Origin of the sequence: Pseudomonas alkylphenolica (assembly GCF_004025535.1) — a bacterium.
Classification (GTDB): Bacteria; Pseudomonadota; Gammaproteobacteria; order Pseudomonadales; family Pseudomonadaceae; genus Aquipseudomonas; species Aquipseudomonas alkylphenolica_A.
Genome location: NZ_QJRG01000048.1, coordinates 610,463 through 628,449 on the forward strand (window position 1 = coordinate 610,463; position 17,987 = coordinate 628,449).

At 60.5% G+C, this 17,987-nt stretch carries 15 protein-coding genes and 2 pseudogenes; 8 read left to right on the top strand and 9 right to left on the bottom strand.

Annotation, left to right across the window (positions count from 1 at the left end; genetic code table 11):
• Window positions 1-6: 6 nt before the first annotated feature.
• Window positions 7-909, top strand: a complete 903-nt coding sequence (locus tag DM813_RS23290) for a dihydrodipicolinate synthase family protein (RefSeq protein WP_128325750.1) — start codon at window positions 7-9, stop codon at window positions 907-909.
• Here DM813_RS23290 and DM813_RS23295 read toward each other — a convergent pair.
• A complete protein-coding gene (locus DM813_RS23295) occupies window positions 889-1,899 on the bottom strand; it encodes an AraC family transcriptional regulator (protein WP_128325751.1) in 1,011 nt (336 codons plus the stop codon). The two genes, DM813_RS23290 and DM813_RS23295, sit on opposite strands and share 21 nt — an antisense overlap.
• Window positions 1,900-2,068: 169 nt before the next feature.
• On the opposite strand from DM813_RS23295, the gene DM813_RS23300 reads away from it, so the two are divergent.
• Genes DM813_RS23300 through DM813_RS23310 form a run of 3 tightly spaced genes read left to right on the top strand, consistent with a single transcriptional unit; the run spans window position 2,069 to window position 4,722 of the window.
• Complete coding sequence (locus DM813_RS23300; protein ID WP_128325752.1) at window positions 2,069-3,253, top strand: acetyl-CoA C-acyltransferase family protein; 1,185 nt, start codon at window positions 2,069-2,071, stop codon at window positions 3,251-3,253.
• Window positions 3,254-3,268: 15 nt separating this feature from the next.
• The gene (locus DM813_RS23305) at window positions 3,269-4,117 is read left to right on the top strand and encodes a 3-hydroxybutyryl-CoA dehydrogenase (RefSeq protein WP_128325753.1); all 849 of its coding nucleotides are present in this window, start codon (window positions 3,269-3,271) and stop codon (window positions 4,115-4,117) included.
• Window positions 4,118-4,122: 5 nt separating this feature from the next.
• On the top strand, window positions 4,123-4,722 hold the full coding sequence (locus tag DM813_RS23310; protein WP_164897285.1) for a TetR/AcrR family transcriptional regulator: 600 nt from the start codon (window positions 4,123-4,125) through the stop codon (window positions 4,720-4,722).
• 26 nt (window positions 4,723-4,748) lie between these two features.
• Here the strand turns inward: DM813_RS23310 and DM813_RS23315 are convergent, their stop codons facing one another.
• The 6 genes and pseudogenes from DM813_RS23315 to DM813_RS29085 form a co-directional block, all read right to left on the bottom strand.
• Entirely contained in the window at window positions 4,749-6,107 is a 1,359-nt protein-coding gene (locus DM813_RS23315; protein WP_128325755.1) for a T6SS phospholipase effector Tle1-like catalytic domain-containing protein, read from the bottom strand.
• Window positions 6,108-6,224: 117 nt separating this feature from the next.
• The gene (locus tag DM813_RS23320) at window positions 6,225-7,421 is read right to left on the bottom strand and encodes a hybrid sensor histidine kinase/response regulator (RefSeq protein ID WP_128325756.1); all 1,197 of its coding nucleotides are present in this window, start codon (window positions 7,419-7,421) and stop codon (window positions 6,225-6,227) included.
• Window positions 7,415-7,990, bottom strand: coding sequence for a chemotaxis protein CheB (locus DM813_RS23325; RefSeq protein WP_128325757.1), 576 nt, complete (start codon window positions 7,988-7,990; stop codon window positions 7,415-7,417). Before DM813_RS23325 ends, DM813_RS23320 begins: the two co-directional genes overlap by 7 nt.
• Entirely contained in the window at window positions 7,987-8,808 is an 822-nt protein-coding gene (locus DM813_RS23330) for a CheR family methyltransferase (protein WP_128325758.1), read from the bottom strand. The genes DM813_RS23325 and DM813_RS23330 overlap by 4 nt, the downstream gene beginning before the upstream one ends.
• Window positions 8,805-10,043 (bottom strand): annotated as a pseudogene (locus DM813_RS29080) (response regulator); the annotation flags it as partial. The pseudogene DM813_RS29080 and the gene DM813_RS23330, both read right to left, overlap by 4 nt.
• Window positions 10,044-10,135: 92 nt before the next feature.
• Window positions 10,136-12,275 (bottom strand): annotated as a pseudogene (locus DM813_RS29085) (CHASE3 domain-containing protein); the annotation flags it as partial.
• A 277-nt stretch (window positions 12,276-12,552) separates the two neighbouring features.
• On the opposite strand from DM813_RS29085, the gene DM813_RS23340 reads away from it, so the two are divergent.
• Entirely contained in the window at window positions 12,553-12,915 is a 363-nt protein-coding gene (locus tag DM813_RS23340) for a response regulator (RefSeq protein WP_128325760.1), read from the top strand.
• A gap of 66 nt (window positions 12,916-12,981) precedes the next feature.
• Entirely contained in the window at window positions 12,982-14,301 is a 1,320-nt protein-coding gene (locus tag DM813_RS23345; RefSeq protein ID WP_128325761.1) for a glycosyltransferase, read from the top strand.
• Here DM813_RS23345 and cobF read toward each other — a convergent pair.
• Together cobF and DM813_RS23355 are read right to left on the bottom strand one after the other, a co-directional pair.
• Window positions 14,267-15,016, bottom strand: a complete 750-nt coding sequence (gene cobF / locus DM813_RS23350; protein ID WP_128325762.1) for a precorrin-6A synthase (deacetylating) — start codon at window positions 15,014-15,016, stop codon at window positions 14,267-14,269. The genes DM813_RS23345 and cobF overlap by 35 nt on opposite strands.
• 69 nt (window positions 15,017-15,085) lie before the next feature.
• Window positions 15,086-16,375 (bottom strand): OprD family porin, encoded by a 1,290-nt coding sequence (locus tag DM813_RS23355; protein ID WP_128325763.1) that lies wholly within the window; start codon window positions 16,373-16,375, stop codon window positions 15,086-15,088.
• A gap of 364 nt (window positions 16,376-16,739) precedes the next feature.
• Here DM813_RS23355 and DM813_RS23360 point away from each other — a divergent pair, with 364 nt between their 5' ends.
• Entirely contained in the window at window positions 16,740-17,099 is a 360-nt protein-coding gene (locus tag DM813_RS23360; protein ID WP_128325764.1) for a histone-like nucleoid-structuring protein, MvaT/MvaU family, read from the top strand.
• 217 nt (window positions 17,100-17,316) lie between these two features.
• Window positions 17,317-17,838 carry a lactoylglutathione lyase gene (gloA, locus tag DM813_RS23365; protein WP_128325765.1) on the top strand — a complete coding sequence of 174 codons (522 nt, stop codon included), beginning with the start codon at window positions 17,317-17,319 and terminating at the stop codon, window positions 17,836-17,838.
• Window positions 17,839-17,987: the final 149 nt, after the last annotated feature.

Below are 17,987 nucleotides of genomic sequence, written 5' to 3' on the forward strand. Positions count from 1 at the left end.
CGCTTCATGACCACGAAATTTCACGGCATCATCGGCTACACCATCACCCCGTTCAGCAACGACGGCCAGCACCTTGACCTGCCGGCCCTGGGCCGGTCAATCGATCAACTGATCGCCGATGGCGTGCAGGCCATCGCACCGCTGGGCAGCACCGGCGAAGGCGCCTACCTGAGTGATCACGAGTGGGAACAGGTCGCTGAATTCAGCCTGGCGCACATTGCCGGCAGAGTCCCGACCCTTGTCAGTGTCTCCGACCTGACCACGGCGGGCGCGATCCGCCGCGCGCGATTCGCCCAGGCCCACGGTGCCGACGCCGTCATGGTCTTGCCGGCCGCCTACTGGAAGCTCAGCGAAGCAGAAATTCTCGAACACTACCGGGCCATCGGCGCCAGCATCGATGTGCCGATCATGCTCTACAACAACCCGGCCACCAGTGGCACGGACATGTCGGTGGAACTGATCCTGCGTATCGTGCGCGAGGTGGCCAATGTCACCATGGTCAAGGAGAGCACAGGCGACATTCAGCGCATGCACAAGCTGCAATTACTCGGTGAAGGCCAGGTGCCGTTCTACAACGGCTGCAACCCCCTGGCCCTGGAAGCGTTCATCGCCGGCGCCAGTGGCTGGTGCACGGCGGCGGCCAACTTGATTCCCGAACTGAATCAGTCGCTTTACCAAGCCGTGCTCGCCAACGACCTGAGGACCGCCAAGGCGGTGTTCTACCGCCAATTGCCGTTGCTGGACTACATCCTCAAAGCGGGCCTGCCGGCCACCGTCAAGGCCGGGCTGGCACTGCGCGGCTTGCCTGTCGGCGAGCCGCGCCGCCCGGTATTTGCCCTGAACCCGGCCGGCACCGATCATTTGCGCCATCTGCTGGAGACCCTGCTATCACCGGCTAGCCAGGCGTAAGCGATAGCCGCCCGGACTTTCGCCGGTCCACTTCTTGAAGGCACGGTGAAACGCACTGGGTTCCTGGAACCCGGTGCGCTCGGCAATTTCGGCAATGCTCATGTCGGTTTCGCGCAGGCACTCGAAGGCGGTGGCGCGGCGCACCTCGTCCTTGATCTGCTGGTACGAGCGACCTTCGCGCTCCAGCTGCCGGCGAAAACTGCTGGGGGTCAAGCCCTGGCGCTCGGCCATGGCCACCAGCGTTGGCCACTGGCCCTGCTCGCGCTCACGCAAGTAGCGGTACACCTGGGCCACCTGGCCATTCTGATTGCGGTAGCGAATCACCAGCCATTGCGGCGCACTGCGCAAAAACGTCTTGAGCCCGGCCAGGTCCTGAATGACCGGCAACTGCAGGTAATCGGCGGCAAACTCGATTTCGGTGATGCCCACACCCAACTGCAGGTTGGGGCCCCACAACAACGGGTCGTCATCCTGGCGCGCACGCAGGTCCGTCAAGGCCATGCGGTCGATCACCAGGCGCTGGCCACCCAGCCAGCACAACAGGCTGATGACCAGCGCCAGGAAAGTTTCTTCGGCATAAACCCGGGTCAGTGGATCGTCGATGCGCGACTTCACGCTGACCACCACCCTCGCCCCTTTGACCGTCAGGGTGGCACGTATATCACGCAAAAACAGGGCGAAATTACTCAGGCACTGGCGCAGCGCCTTGCCCAGGTTCGGCTCCTGAATCAGGCCGCGGCAGATCAGGGCAAAACTGCCGATGGGCATGCCATGGCTGTCGAGGTTGAAGAATTCATCATCCAGGTTCTGAATAAGCATCAGCCATAGCCGGGCAAACGCGCTCGCGGGCACCCGGACACCCGGGGTGTCGAGTACAGCCGGATCAATGCCCGCCTCGCACAGCAAGGCCGAAGCCCGCTGCGGCTGATCGCGCAGGGCATGCAACATGGAATGGACGAAATAGACCGCGACTGTATCGTTTTCCCGCATGGCGGATTCCGCAAGGGTATGGCAAAAAATACCAGCTTCAGTGAGCAGTTATGGCATAGGCCCGGTGAAAGGCTTTGCCTAGACTCGATGGCAACCTGAACCTGGCGTGGCGTGCATTCTCTCAGAGCCTGCCACCGCCCCGCCATGCTTTCGCACAATGGAGTCGATCATGAACACCCCGGAAATCTACGTAGTCAGCGCAGTTCGCTCGGCCATCGGCAGTTTTGGTGGCGCCCTCAAGGACCTGCCCCTGGCAGACCTGGCCAGCAGCGTAACCCGCGCCGCCATCGAGCGCGCCGGCGTGGCACCTGAACAGATCGGCCATGTGGTCATGGGCACAGTCATTCCAACCGAGGCACGCGATGCCTACCTGGCGCGGGTCGCGGCAATGAATGCCGGTATTCCCAAGGAAACCCCGGCCTTCAACGTCAACCGCCTCTGCGGTTCAGGCCTGCAGGCCATTGTCTCGGCAGCACAAAGCCTGCTGCTGGGTGAAGCCGAGGCGGTCATCGCCGCCGGTGCCGAGTCCATGAGCCGTGGCCCTTACCTGCTGCCTCAGGCACGTTGGGGTGCGCGCATGGGCGACCTCAAAGGGGTCGACTACATGCTGGGCGTGCTGCATGACCCCTTCGAAGGCTTCCACATGGGCATCACTGCCGAGAACGTTGCCGCACGCAATGGCATCACCCGCGAAATGCAGGACGAACTGGCGCTGGTCAGCCAGCAACGCGCCGCGCGGGCAATTGCCGAAGGCCGTTTCGACAGCCAGATCGTGCCTATCGAAATCCCGAGCCGCAAAGGCACTGTACGCTTTGACGTCGACGAGCACGTGCGTGGCAACGTGACCGCCGAACAGCTGGCCGGCATGAAACCCGCGTTCAAGAAAGACGGCACCGTAACCGCCGGCAACGCCAGTGGCCTGAACGACGGCGCTGGCGCCCTGGTACTGGCCACCGGTGACTTCGTCAAACGCCACGGCCTCAAGCCCCTGGCCCGACTGGTGGCTTACGCTCACGCGGGCGTTGAACCCGAGCTGATGGGCCTGGGCCCGGTTCCGGCCACGCGCAAAGTGCTGGAAAAAGCCGGCCTGCAAGTCGCCGACCTGGACGTTATCGAGTCCAACGAAGCCTTTGCCGCACAAGCCTGCGCCGTATCCGGCGAGCTGGGTTTCGACCCGGAAAAGGTCAACCCTAACGGTTCCGGCATTTCCCTGGGCCACCCGGTCGGTGCCACCGGCGCGATCATCGCCACCAAGGCAATCCACGAACTGCAACGCATCGAGGGCCGCTACGCGCTGGCCACCATGTGCATCGGTGGCGGCCAGGGTATTGCCGTCGTCTTCGAACGCGTCTGATCCAGGAGAACGACGGTGAGTATTCAGAACATTGCGGTAATCGGCGCAGGGACCATGGGCAACGGTATTGCCCAGGTCTGTGCGGTGGCCGGTTACCAGGTCACCCTGATTGACGTGTCCGACGCCGCCCTCGAGCGTGGCGTTGCCACCTTGCGCAAAAACCTTGATCGCCAGGTCAGCAAGCAGACCCTGGCCGCCACCGACGCCGAAGCGGCAGTGGCGCGCATCCGCACCAGCACCGACTATGCCCAGCTGCAATCGGCAGAACTGGTGATCGAGGCGGCCACCGAGAACCTTGAGCTCAAGCTGCGGATCCTTCAGCAGATTGCAGCCAACGTCAGCGCGACGTGCGTGATTGCCACCAACACTTCGTCGTTGTCGATCACCGCGCTGGGCGCGGCAGTCAGCCAGCCTGAGCGCTTTATCGGTGTGCACTTCTTCAACCCGGTGCCGATGATGGCCCTGGTCGAGATCATTCGCGGCCTGCAAACCAGCGATGCCACCTATGCCAAGGCCCTGGCACTGACCGAACAGGTCGGCAAGACGCCAATCACCGCAGGCAACCGTCCAGGCTTTGTGGTCAACCGCATCCTGGTGCCGATGATCAACGAAGCAGTGTTCGTACTGCAGGAAGGCCTGGCCAGTGCCGAAGATATCGACACCGGCATGCGCCTTGGCTGCAACCAGCCGATCGGCCCGCTGGCGCTGGCTGACCTGATTGGCCTGGACACCCTGCTGGCCATCATGGAAGCCTTCCACGACGGCTACAACGACAGCAAATACCGCCCTGCCCCTCTGCTCAAGGAAATGGTTGCCGCCGGCTACCTGGGGCGCAAGAGTGGTCGCGGCTTCCACACCTACTGAGGAGCATGCCGATGGACGCCGCTTTGCGCTGTGCGAACTTCGAAGAGCGGCGTGACAAAGCCATGGCGCTCTTCGCCGAGAAGGGTTTTGGCCAGGTCAGCATGCGAGAGCTGGCCAGCCATCTGGGCCTGTCTGCAGGGGCGTTGTACCACCATTTCCCGAGCAAGCAGGACTGGCTGTACGACCTGATCGAAGAGTTGTACGAAGAGCTGCTGGCGGCCCTCAACCAGGGCCGTCGTGGCCATCAGCAGACCCTGGCCGAGGTGATCAGCGCGCATTGGGCGCTGCATGCCGAGCGCCCGTTGCAGTTTCGCCTGGCAGAACGCGACCAGTGCTGCCTGAGCCCTGATCAGCAAGCCCGTATCGGCCAGCTGCGTCAGCAGTATGAGGCCGCCCTGCTGCGCGTGATCGCCCCCAAGGCGACCCTGCGCGGCCCGGCGCTGGCAGCCACTGCCCATGTAATTGCCAACCTGCTCAACAGCCTGCCAAGCTGGTTGCAGGCGTCGCAACTGCCACAGGCTCAGGGCCTGGCCTTGATGGAAAGCATGGTGCTGGGCGGAATCGAGCGCACCTTGCGCGGTGAAAGCCTGAATTCGATGGTGTAAACCGGCTCAGCGTGATCGCAGCCCTGTCAGGGGTTGGGAAAAACGCTGCGCTGGCCGCTCTCATGCGGTCGGTTGACATAGAGCGCGGTAACCCCCTCCCTCACGGCACCGGCGACACTCCAGTCGCTGGACAAATGAATGTACCGTTCAAAGAGTAATGCCTCTTCTTCGGCATCGAGCCCGGCATCTGGCTGTTCGCCCGTTGCATAGGCCGTGAGCTTGGAGGCAATGGCCTGCAGCGCTGAAGGCACGGCGAAGCGCTGTTCATCGAGCGCGATGAAAGGCACCCCGTGGTTAGCTGCCAGGGTATGCATGATGCGCAGGTACACCAGGGACAGATCGCCCGCTACCGTGCGCTCCCCGCGGATATACGACAGCACCTGCTTTTTCGCGACACTACCGTGCGAGGGCACAAAGGGCAGGTCCGTAGACTCAGTGCGCACCTCAACCTTCACCTTGAACAGCTGCCAGTACGCCTGGTTGCGCGCGTACTGCGCCAGCACCTCCCGGTGTGAGCGGGCCTCTTCATTACTGAGGGTGCGCGCCTCGACACTGCTGACCGGACGGCTGAGCAACAGTTGTTCGTGGACCTGCGGCGAGTAGCCGCCACCCACATCGGCGTGAGCGCCCGGCACGACGATATCTTCGAAGGCCTGGGTCAGCGGAAAGTTCTTGCGGTGCTCGTCGCGGGCCACCAGGTGCACGATTTTTCTCGCAATCGCTGGCCGCAAGCCCAGCTCCAGGTCGCCGTAGTCGACATTCGCAGGGCTGAAGTTGCCCTCCAGCACGGAAACGATCGCCGCCACAGTGTCAAACAGTCCAATGAAGTTGATAGCCAGGCACGACGACCAGTCCAGGCCATGTAGTTGCCGGCTCGCGTGCGCCGGCCAGCGCTTAGCCAACCGGCTGGCTGCGCCCTTGTCGATATCATTGGCAAAGTGCCGCGCGGCTGCCGCACCACGGCTGAAGCCGAAGATATCCAGTTCGATTTTCTGAATAGCGGCGGCCGGATTCATCTGGCACCAGTGGCCGATCGCTTCGATGATCGCTACCGGAGCCTGTTGCGCGCGCGCCAGGACGCCCGCCCCATACCTTCCGGTCACTTTGCTCAGAAGCGAGTCTGACGCACCGGCAACGGTGCCTATGCCATCGATATAGATGCTCAGGCTGACACTGGTTTGCCCGCTCGCCAGAGGCGTTGATGCCTGATGCCGATACAGTTCATACAGCCTGGCGACGTTGCTCAAGGCCGTCCCATCATTGAGGCTGTTGAGTCGGTTGTTGCCGGTGCCATCAAAAAACACACCGATACGCAGGGTAACGTTGCGCTTGCCATCAACTTCCGTGTTGACGACGGGGCCTTGCTTTCCTTCGATGTCACGCATGTGCCTACTCCCTGAGGCAGTCAGTCATGCGCCATCGAAACGTTTGTGCGCCGTGCTGAACATCAGCCAACGGCAGCAAAGCGGGCGGGATTTATCCTCAGTTGCGGGTAAAAACGTCTAAGCTCCAACGCCCTCCAGCGGCAAACGTACAGTAAATGCCGCGCCCTGGCCTTCGGCACTCTGCACATCAATCCGGCCGCCATGGGCCAGCACGATCTGCTCGGAGATATACAACCCCAACCCCAACCCGACATTGCCCTGGTTCGCGTCCACCCGCTCAAACTGTTGAAAGATGCGTTGCTGGTTCTGCTCGCTGATGCCGATCCCCTGATCGCGCACTTCGATGCAGGCCTGTCGCTGCTGCTCGAAGGTGCGAACCCGGACCGGGCGCTTGCCCCCATAGCGCAAGGCATTGGTCAGCAGATTCGCCACCACCTGTTCGATCCTGAAGGCGTCCCAGACACCGATCAAAGGCACCTGGTCAACGATTTCGATGGACGTCTCGGCAGCCGCCGCCTGGGCAGCGAGGTTCTCGATCAAGCCGGCAACCAGTTGCGTCAGGTCGAACTGGCTGGGCCGGATCGACAGCTTGCCGGTGCGAATCCGCGACACATCGAGGATGTCCTCGATCAGGCGGATCAGGCTGTTGATCTGGCGCTCGTCGCGCTCGACCATGGCGCGCATCTTGTCCAGGGTAAAGGCATCGGCGTTGTCGCGGGCCAGGTGCAGCTTGCGCAACTGGGTCTCCAGGATCAGGCCATTCAGTGGTGTACGCACTTCATGCGACACAATCGACATGAAGTCATCACGCATGCGCACCGCATGTTCCAGTTCTCCCCGCGTGACCTGCAACTGGCTGAGCAATTTCTCCTGCTCGGCGCGGCTACGCTCCAGGGCCTCCAGTTGTTCGCCCAGTGCTTTGCGCTGCCGGAACAGGTCGACAAACACTGCAACCTTGCTTTTCACTGCATGGTTGTCGAGCGGCTTGTGCAGAAAATCGACGGCGCCACTCTCATAGCCTTTGAAGGCGTAGTTCATTTCACGCCCGGCGGCGCTGACAAACACGATGGGGATGTTCTTGGTCTTCTCGGTACCACGCATCAGCTCGGCCAGTTCAAAGCCGTTCATGCCCGGCATCTGCACATCGAGAATGGCCAGGGCAAACTCATGTTCGAGCAACAACGACAGCGCCTGATCTGCCGACTGGGCCTGGTACACCTCACGGTCACTGCCCTTGACCAGCGCCTCCAGTGCCAGCAGGTTTTCCGGCAGGTCGTCGACGATCAGCAGTTTGGCCAGGATTTGGCTTAGCATGCAGGGAGCTCCAGCTTGGCGAGCAATAGCTCGATGCCGCTCAGCGGCAAAAGATAATCAGGTCGGTGCAGGGCCAGCGCGGCATTGGGCATGATGGCAACCTGCGCATCGTGTGGGTCCTGGACGATGGTCTGGCCGCCCAGTTGCTTGATGCGTGCAAGCCCCCTGGCACCGTCTTCGTTGGCACCTGTCAGCAGCACCCCAAGCAGCGCCGGCCCGTAGGCATCGGCGGCGGACTCAAAAAGAATGTCGATTGACGGCCGGGAGAAAAACACCTGCTCCTCCTGGCTAAGGGAAAAGCTGCGGTCCGTTTCTACCGACAAGTGATAACCGGGGCCGGCAAAATAGATCATCCCCGGGGCGATGGGCTGTTTGTCCTGCGCCTCGCATACCGGGCGGCCGAGCCTGCGGCTGAACACCTCGGCCAACTGGCTGTGGCGGTCATCGGGCAAGTGCAGCACACACACCAGCGGGGTCCGGAAGTCCACTGGCAAGGCATGAAACAACCCCAGCAGCGCCTTGACGCCACCGGCCGAAGCCCCCAGGACAATTGCCTCGATGCCGTTCATGACTTGCGGTAAATCCGTTCTGGCTTGACCAACGCTTCGAACTGCTCGGCATGCACGGAGAAATCCAGGGTTTCCTTGCTGCCCAGCACCAGAAAGCCGCGGTGACACAATGACTCGTGAAACAGCCCGATGGCCCGATCCTGCAGGGTTTTGTTGAAATAGATCAGCACATTGCGACAGGAAATCAACTGCGTTTCGGAAAACACGCTGTCGGTGGCCAGGCTATGGTCGGCGAAGGTCACGTTGTCGCGCAGGCTGCCGTCGATAATGGCGTTGCCGTAGGCACAGGTGTAGTACTCGCCGAAGTCCCGCTGACCACCGGCCTTGCGGTAGTTCTCTTCATAGGCACGCATGTTCTGCATCGAGTAGATGCCCTGCTTGGCCTTCTCCAGTGAACTGGGGTTGATGTCGGTGGCATAGATGATCGTACGCTCCAGCAGGCCCTCTTCGCGCAGCAGGATGGCCATCGAATAGACCTCCTCGCCAGTGCTGCAGCCCGCAATCCAGACCTTCAGCGAAGGCCAGGTGCGCAGCAGCGGCACCACTTCCTGGCGCAGCGCAAGAAAGTGCTCCGGGTCGCGAAACATCTCGCTGACCGGAATGGTCAGGAACTGCAACAACTGCAGGAACATGCCGGGGTCGTGCAACACCCGCTCCTGCAGCGCCGAAATCGTCTTGCAGTCGAACTGACGCAGCGCATGCTGAATCCGGCGCTTGATCGAAGCACCGGAGTAATCGCGAAAATCGTAGCTGTACTTGAGGTAGATCGCCTCGATCAACAGCCGTATTTCAATGTCGGTGTTACGGTCGATAGTCAAATTCGCTCCAGTTGTGGCAGCCAGACACGGATCAGCGAAAACAGGCGGTCCAGGTCAATCGGTTTGGCGAGGTAGTCATTCGCCCCGGCCTGCAGGCAGCGTTGCTGGTCATCCTTCATGGCCTTGGCAGTCACGGCGATGATCGGCAATTTGCGCCAGCGCGCCTGGGTGCGGATCAGTCGCGTCGCCTCATAGCCATCCATCTGCGGCATCATCACGTCCATCAGCACCAGATCGATATCGGCATGCTGCTCCAGACGCTCGATCGCCTCATGGCCGTTGCGGGCAATCTCGACCACCGCGCCCTTGTGCTCAAGGGCACTGGTGAGGGCGAAGATGTTTCGCACATCGTCGTCCACCAGCAACAATTTGCGCCCTTCGAACACCTTGTCGCGGCTGCGCGCGGTCTTGAGCATGCGCTGCCGTTCATGGGACAGCGTCGATTCGACTTTGTGCAAAAACAACGTTACTTCATCAAGCAGGCGCTCCGGCGAACGGGCGCCCTTGATGATGATCGACCGCGAGTACTTGAGCAGTTCGGCCTCCTCGTCGCGCGTCAGGTTGCGCCCGGTATAGACAATTACCGGCGGGAAGGCACGGATGTCCTCGTTCGACATGCGCTTGAGCAACTCGTTGCCGAGCATGTCCGGCAATTTCATGTCGATGATCATGCAGTCGTAAATGTTCTCGCGCAGCAGGTCGAGCGCTTCCTGCGCCAGGCCGACGGCGGTGATCTCGATATCATCATCGCCGATCAGGCGGGCAATGCTTTCGCGCTGCAGGTCGTCATCTTCAACCAGCAGAATGTGCTTGAGCTTCTGGGTCAGCTTGGCTTCCAGGCGCGCGAAGACCGCCTTGAGTTCCTCACGGCTGGTGGGCTTGACCGCATAGCCGACCGCGCCCATGTGCAGGGCCGCTTCGACCCGGTCCTCGACCGAAATGATGTGCACGGGGATGTGCCGGGTGCCGGCCTGCTCCTTGAGCCGCTGCAGCACGGTCAGGCCGGAATGGTCCGGCAGGCGCATGTCCAGCAGAATGGCGTCGGGGACGTAGCGTGCCGCCAGCTCGAAGCCTTCATCGGCGGCGGCTGCCACCAGGCAGCTGTAACCCAGTTCATGAGCCAGGTCGAAGAGAATCCGCGCAAAGTTGGGTTCATCCTCGATCACCAGGATGCAGCGGTTGCTGAATGGCGCCAGCTCCCGGTCATCGTCAAACGCCGGGGCACGGCGTACCACCACGTGGGGCTCGTCCTGCTGCGGCACAACATCGGGCACGATAGCCACGGGCTGATTGACGATCAACGCCGGCACTTGGGTGCCGGCCGGCTCATAGTGCTCCGGCAGGATCAGGCTGAACACACTGCCTTTGCCCGGGCTGCTGTCGACGCTGATCTGCCCGCCAAGCAACTGCGCCAGATCGCGGGAAATCGACAGGCCCAGGCCCGTCCCGCCAAACCGCCGGTTGCTGGTGCCATCGCCCTGGTGGAACGCTTCGAAAATGCTTTGCTGTTGATCGGCGGCGATACCGATACCGCTGTCACGCACCGAAAAGACAATGCCGTTGCCCGCCTGCCAGTGCACGGTCAGGCTCACCTGCCCGCGCTCGGTGAACTTCACGGCATTGGACAACAGGTTCTTGAGAATCTGCTCCAGGCGCTGGCGATCGGTATACAGCGTGGCGGGCACCTGAGGCTCAATAGCCACGCTGAAACTGAGCTGCTTGTCACTGGCCAACGGTTCGAACATCAGCCGCAAGCCATCAACCAGCCGCGCCACCTGCGTAGTCTGCGGGCGCACTTCAAGTTTGCCGGCCTCGACCTTGGCGATATCGAGGATGTCGTTGATCAGGTTGAGCAGGTCGTTGCCGGCCGAATAGATCGACTCGGCAAATTTCACCTGCTCGTCACTGAGGTTGCCCTGGGTGTTTTCCGCCAGCAACTTGGCCAGGATCAACGAACTGTTGAGCGGCGTACGCAACTCGTGGGACATGTTGGCGAGGAACTCGGATTTGTACTTGCTAGAGCGCTGTAGTTCTTCGGCACGTACCTTGAGATCACGCTGGGCCTGATTCAATTCACCGTTCCTGAACTCCAGCGCTTCGGTGCGCTCGGCCAACTGCTCGTTGGTCTGCTCAAGTTCGGCCTGCTGGGTCTCAAGGTGCGCCTGGGACTCCTTCAGTACCCGTGATTGCTCCTCAAGCTCCTCATTGGCGGTTTTCAGCTCTTCCTGCTGTACCTGCAGCTCTTCGTTGAGTTGCTGGGTTTCCGCCAGAACTTCTTGCAGGCGCTGACGGTAGCGGGCGCTTTCGATGGAGGTGCCAAGGTTGTCGCCCACCAGTTCCAGCAACTCGATGTCTCGGTCGGTCAATGTACGCAGGAACCCCAGTTCCACCACGCCATTGATCTGGCCGTCGTTACTGGCTGGCATGATGATCACGCTGCGCGGCAACCCTTCGCCCAGACCGGAACTGATCTTGAAGTAATCTTCAGGCACCTCGTCCAGGCGCAGCAAACGGCCCTGGCTTACCGCTTGGGCGAGCAGCCCTTCCTGATGTCCGACCTGGTGCTCACGCTCCGCTTGCTCACGGGAGAATCCGTAGGTGGCGACCCGGCGCAGCCCGCCGTGCTCATCACGCACATACAGAGCCGCCACCGCACTCCCCAGATAACTGGCAAAAAAACGAAGAATGTTGCTGCCCAGCATCGGTAATGTCAGTTGGCCCAACACCTGTTCGGCCAGTTGTGTCTGCCCGGTGCGCAACCAGGCCTGTTGTTCCAGGCGCTGTGTCGAGCGCTGCTGGGCCTGCAGGTTGCTGTTGTAGCTGGCCGAAAGCGCCAGCAGGTCGCGCCGCCCCAGATACGCCAGCAACGCGCTGAGCAGCACGACAAACACCAGGTACACGGAAATCGCAGTGACGGTAATCGAGTTGACCTGCTCGTTACGCGCCATGCGGAACTGCTGTTCGGTTGTGATGAATGCATCGAATTCCTTGCGGATTTCGTCGGTGATGCGCTTGCCACGGCCACTGCGGATCGGCGTGCCGATGTCACCGCTCTGGCGACGCACGCTGATCATTTCGCTGGCAAACGCGTTCCACTCCTGCTGCAGCCCTTTCAGGCGCTCCAGACGGTCAATCTGCTGCGGGTTGTCCATCACCAGTTGCTGCAGGCCGCTGAGACTGGAGAATACTTGTGGCTTGGCCACCTCGTAGGGTTCCAGAAAGCGTTCGTCACCGGTGATCAGATAGCCGCGCATACCGGTTTCCATGTCGATCGACAGTTTTACCGCTTCATTGGCGTTATTGATCACCCGGTCGGTGTGTTCGACCCATTGGATGGCCGAGAGCAAATAGCTGATGCCCACGACGAAGACGATGGCGCTGAGCAGACCGACACCCAGCGGCAGGCCAATATTGCGGCTCAGCAGTTTGCGAAAACTTTGCTGGTCGATCGATGCGGGTTGAGTCATTGCACAGTTCCAAGCAAGTGAATCAAACAAAAGAAAGTGGCGAACCTGTCGAGAAAACCGTTCCTTAGTTCGCGACAATGGCTGCGGGGGCAGCCTGATAGCTATGAGTCTAAACAGCTTTGCCCAATCTGGCAGGGCATTTAGCCAGCATTTGAGAGCATGATTGCGCAATCGTTCCCTGCAACGGCGCAGATCGCTATCCTGCAACAACGGCCGGGAACTTCGACCGGGGCCAGACGTACTGAATATAAACCGCTTATTGAACAGGACGCTGAACATGCCCTCTCCCACTCAACCCTTATTGGTTGTCGAAGACGATGCCATCGTGCGCATGTTGATCGTCGAAGTGCTCAGCGAACTCGGTTATTCGGTGATCGAGGCCCAGGACGCCACCACCGCGCTGGAGGTCGTTAACAACCCTGAGCAACCGCTGGCCTTGATGATGACCGATGTCGGCCTGCCGGACATGGACGGCAAAACCCTCGCCAACCGGGCGCGCGAGGCGCGCCCGCTGTTGCCGATCCTGTTTGCCAGCGGCTTTACCGATTCAATCGAGGTACCGCCGGGCATGCACCTGATCGGCAAGCCGTTCAGCATCGACCAGTTGCGTGACAAGGTGAACGCCCTGCTCAACGGTTGACGATGAGGACCGCCTGCAGCGTGCCAATCTGGTTTAATACACGCTTTTTCAAGGTCCCTCGCGCTCATGCTCAGCCCCACCCTCAACGTCCTGGTCATCGGTTACGTCTGGCCCGAGCCGCGCTCCTCGGCCGCCGGCGGACACATGATGCAGATCCTCGAAAGCTTTGTGCAGCGCGGGTGGCGGGTAACGTTCAGCAGCCCGGCAGCGGTCGGTGAGCACAAGGCCGACCTGTCTGCCCTGGGGATTGTCGAGCAGGCCATCACCCTCAACGACAGCAGTTTCGACCGGTTTGTCAGCGAACTGGCGCCTGATGTGGTGTTGTTTGACCGCTTCATGATGGAAGAACAGTTTGGCTGGCGTGTAGAGAAACACTGCCCCAGTGCCCTGCGCGTGCTGGAAACGTCCGACCTGCAAAGCCTGCGCGATGCGCGCCAGCAGCTGCTGCGCCGCCGGCTGATCGAAGGCCTGGACCCCAATGATTTCCGTGCCCTGTTCGCCACCTCGGGGCCCGACCTGTATCGGCAGATGGCCAGCGCCGACCTGACCCTGCGCGAACTGGCCGCAATCTATCGCAGTGACTTGAGCCTGATGACCTCGGATGTCGAGATCGATCTGTTGACCAACGGTTTCGGCGTGCCCGAGCACCTGCTGCACTGGTGCCCATTGATGGTCGATGTGCCCGGCGCACCGTTCAAACCCTTTGCACAACGGGCGAACTTTCTCAGCATCGGCAACTTCCGCCACGCCCCCAACTGGGATGCCGTGCTCTGGATGAAAAACACCCTGTGGCCGATGATTCGCCGTCGCCTGCCGCAGGCTCAACTGCACATTTATGGCGCTTACACCCCGCCTAAAGCCACTGCACTGCACAAACCCGCAGAAGGTTTTCACGTCATGAACTGGGCCGAGGACGCACTCGAGGTGATGAGCAATGCGCGCATCTGCCTGGCGCCGCTGCGCTTCGGCGCCGGGATCAAAGGCAAACTGACCGATGCGATGCTCTGCGGCACCCCGAGCGTAACCACGCCGATCGGCGCCGAAGCCATGCACGGCGCCCTGCCCTGGCCGGGCGCCGTGGCCAGCACCGCCGAAGCCCTGGCCGAAGCGGCAGCACAGCTGTACAGCGATGAACAACGCTGGCTGAACGCACAACAGCAGGGCCTGCAACTGCTGCGCGCCCGTTTTGACCGACGACCGCACAGCGCTGCCCTGGTCGAGCGTATCGAATACGCCTTGAGCGACCTGGACCAACACCGCCTGTTCAATTTTACCGGGGCCATGCTGCGTCATCACCAGCACAAGAGCACCCAGTACATGGCGCAATGGATCGAAGCGAAAAACCGCCTGGCTACAGCGGCCGACGCAGCAGATAAGTGTCCATGATCCAGCCTTTGCGTGCGCGAGCCTGCTCGCGCTGCGCAAGAATGGTGGCTTTGACCTGCTGCAGTGGCCCGCTGATGAGCAGTTCATCCGCCATTCCCAGGTACGCTCCCCAATAGATCCACAGGTCCGGCTCGTCGCGCTCGGCAAAGGCACCGTGGCTGTCGAGCATGACCACCATGTTGTCGATCTGCTTCTGCTCGGGCAGGCGCCGCCCAGGCAATAGCGTCAGTGGCTCGCCGATACGATTCAATGGCACACGATGGCGTGCCGCCAGAGCCTGTACGCTGCTGATACCGGGAATTACCTCAAGCTCGAACGCCAGGCCGTGCGCCTGTACCCGTTCAAGAATGCGCAAGGTGCTGTCATACAGCGTCGGGTCACCCCACAGCAGGAAGGCGCCGCACTCGCCCTCGCCCAGCTCGCTTTCCAGCAGCCTGGCATAGAGTGCCGCCCGTTGCTGGTGCCAGCCCTGCACGGCGCCGAGATAGTCATGGGCATGACGCTCGCGCTGCGGGTCCCGGACCTGCACCACGCGATACCCGGGCCGGGTGACGTAACGTTCGAGGATATCTTGGCGCAGTTGCAGCAGTTCGTTCTTGCCTTCGCCCTTGTCGAGCACGAAGAACACCTGGGTGCGGTTTAATGCATCCACGGCTTCATAGGTAATCTGGCGCGGATTGCCCGGCCCGATTCCGATCAACAGCAGCTGTTTCATTGCAATGCATTCCAAGGGTCAGCCAGTCGACATAATCGACCGGCCGAACCGCACTGGCAATGTTGCAACTTACCAGATCGAGAAGTTGTAGCTGACGATCACCCGGGTTTCGTCCATGTCGCGGGCATACTTCTCATAGTTGCTGCGGAACGTAGAGTTACGCAGGCGCACGCTGACATCCTTGAACGTGCCACTTTGCACCTGGTACTTGAGCTCCGTATCGCGCTCCCACTCCTTACCCTCGTCAAGACTGCCCGGCACCTTGATGTGGTGACCATTGATGTAGCGGGTAAAGAAGCTCAGGCCCGGCACGCCCAGCGCCTTGAAGTCGTAGTCGTAGCGCAACTGCCAGGAGCGTTCCTGCGCAGCAGCGAAGTCGTTGACCTGGGCATAGTTGACCAGGTACGGGTTACTGCCATCGAGGTAAGGCATGGCATTTTCGCCGTACATGCGCTGCCAGCCGCCACTGACCTTGTGCCCGCCCAGGCTGTAGCCGAGCATGGCGCTGAACGCCCGGTGATCGATATCGCCGGCACGGGCGTTACCGATGTCGTCACTTTTGATCAGGCGCAGGTCTGCCGACAGCTTGCCGACACTCAGCGGCTGGCTGGCCAGCACCCCGAAGAAATGCTGACGGTAGATATTCTCGAGCTTGGCTACCTGGTACTGGGCACTGAGGCGTTCGTTGAAGCTGTAGTCGACGCCTGCCATGTCGAAATGATCGGCGGTGATATCACAGGCATAACGCTTGTTCTTGCAATGCACGCGAATATCCTGACGGTCAGTGGAATCACGTGCGGTGTACTTGTCCAGGCGGGCAACGCTGAATTTGAGGTTGCTGATTTCTTCCGACGTGAGCAGCGCCCCATGGAACTGGGTGGGCAACAAGCGGCCATCGTTGTATTTAAGCAACGGCATGTCCGGCAACAACGAACCGTGCTTGAGCACGGTCCTGGAGTAGCGCATCTTTCCGGTCACGCCCAATTTTGCATATTGGTCTTCGGAATGACGTGGATCATGGCCGCTGGAGGGCAGCAGTCCACTATTACTGTCGGCAGGACTTGAGTCGAGTTTGATCCCGAGCATGCCTAACGCGTCGACACCAAAGCCAACCGGGCCTTGGGTGTAACCGGACTGCACATTGAGAATGAAGCCCTGGGCCCACTCTTCACGCTTTGAAGCGCCTTGGCTGGAACTGGAATGTCCATCGCGAAAATCACGATTGAAATAGACATTGCGTGCTTCGAATTTGGCACTGCTGTCTTCAAGAAAACCTGCAGCCTGAGTCGAAGAGGCAGCCAACATCGCAAGCAGGCCGATACGGCCACGCCCGCACGCGTGAGGAAAGGGGGAAAACATGGGAAGCACTATCCAAAAGAGTGGCAAAAACAGCCGCCAGCCATCCGGGCTGGGGCAATACACCCAGCGTCGATGCAGCCGGATGCTGATCTGAAATTATCTCGCAACCGCTCTAGCACGCGACATTGGACCTTGGTCTAAGGCACCGGACAGGCAGCCGACTAGTTGTTTTGTATTAACGCTCAAATAAGTAAGAAAGTTCCGTTACAGCGAAGTTAAAAGTTAAATGTTTACCCATCGCCTGGTGACTACTACACTATTTATTAGTGCGATGTTGTGCCCAACCCAGTGGCGGCTGCGTTATTCAGGTAACTCCTTGTTTCTACGCATACCGGGCCACTGCAGACATAAAGGAGTGATGACAGTGTCCAGACTTGCAGAATTTCGTGCTGCCGAAAAAGCGCTTCAGGAACAACTGGCGCAACTCGAGGCGCTGAAAAAGGATGCCGGCCTAAAGCGCGAAATCGAGTTCGAGCGCAAACTTGTCGAGCTGATGAAAAGCTACGACAAGAGCCTGCGCGATATCATCGCCATCCTCGACCCCAAAGCGGCGAGCAAAGGTGTGACTGCCGCGCCGAAAACCCGGCGTGCTCGCGTGGTCAAAGTGTATGAAAACCCGCATACCGGCGAACGGATTGAAACCAAGGGTGGTAACCACCGCGGCCTCAAAGCCTGGAAAGAGCAGTACGGCGCCAAGACAGTCGACGGCTGGTTGCGTACGTAAGGGTTCTCTTCACACTTTTTTCACATCGACACGGTCAGGATCAAGACTGCTAACGGACTAGCGCCCCATACGCCCGCCTCGGCGGGCATCTAATTCTTGCGCCCCGCCCTTTCCAGGCGGGGCGCAATTCGTTTGCGCAATCGCTTCAGTTCCGTATCATGAGCCCCTGACTGTTTTGCTGGCCTTGCTGTTGCCAGCCCCATCAAGCGGAGTGCCCATGAGCCTGAACCATCTTGACACCCTCCCGGGCGTCACCGCGCAACCGGATGCCGCGACCCGGAACTTTGTCTTCAACCACACCATGCTGCGGGTCAAGGACGTTACCAAGTCGCTGGACTTCTACACCCGCGTGCTGGGCTTCAGCCTGGTTGAAAAGCGCGACTTCCCTGAAGCCGAATTCAGCCTGTACTTCCTCGCACTGGTCGACAAGGCGCAGATCCCGGCCGATGCCGCCAAGCGTACCGAGTGGATGAAGTCGATCCCCGGCATCCTTGAGCTGACCCACAACCATGGCAGCGAAAACGATCCGGCATTTGCCTACCACAACGGCAACACCGAGCCTCGCGGCTTTGGTCACATCTGCATCTCGGTGCCGGACATCCGCGCCGCCTGCGAGCGCTTCGAGCAGTTGGGCGTCACCTTCCAGAAGCGCCTGAGCGACGGCCGGATGAAGCACCTGGCGTTCATCAAGGACCCGGACGACTACTGGGTCGAGATCATCCAGCCGACAGAGTTCTGATCGGTAACGCAGCGCAAAACGGCCGCTGATAGCGGCCGTTTTTGTTTTTCGTCGTTGTTGCAGCTGATTTTCGTTCGTCGCCCCGGATCACCCGGGTGCCTTGCTGTGGTATGCCCGAAAAAGCAGCCCAGCCTGCATTCAGAGCGAGG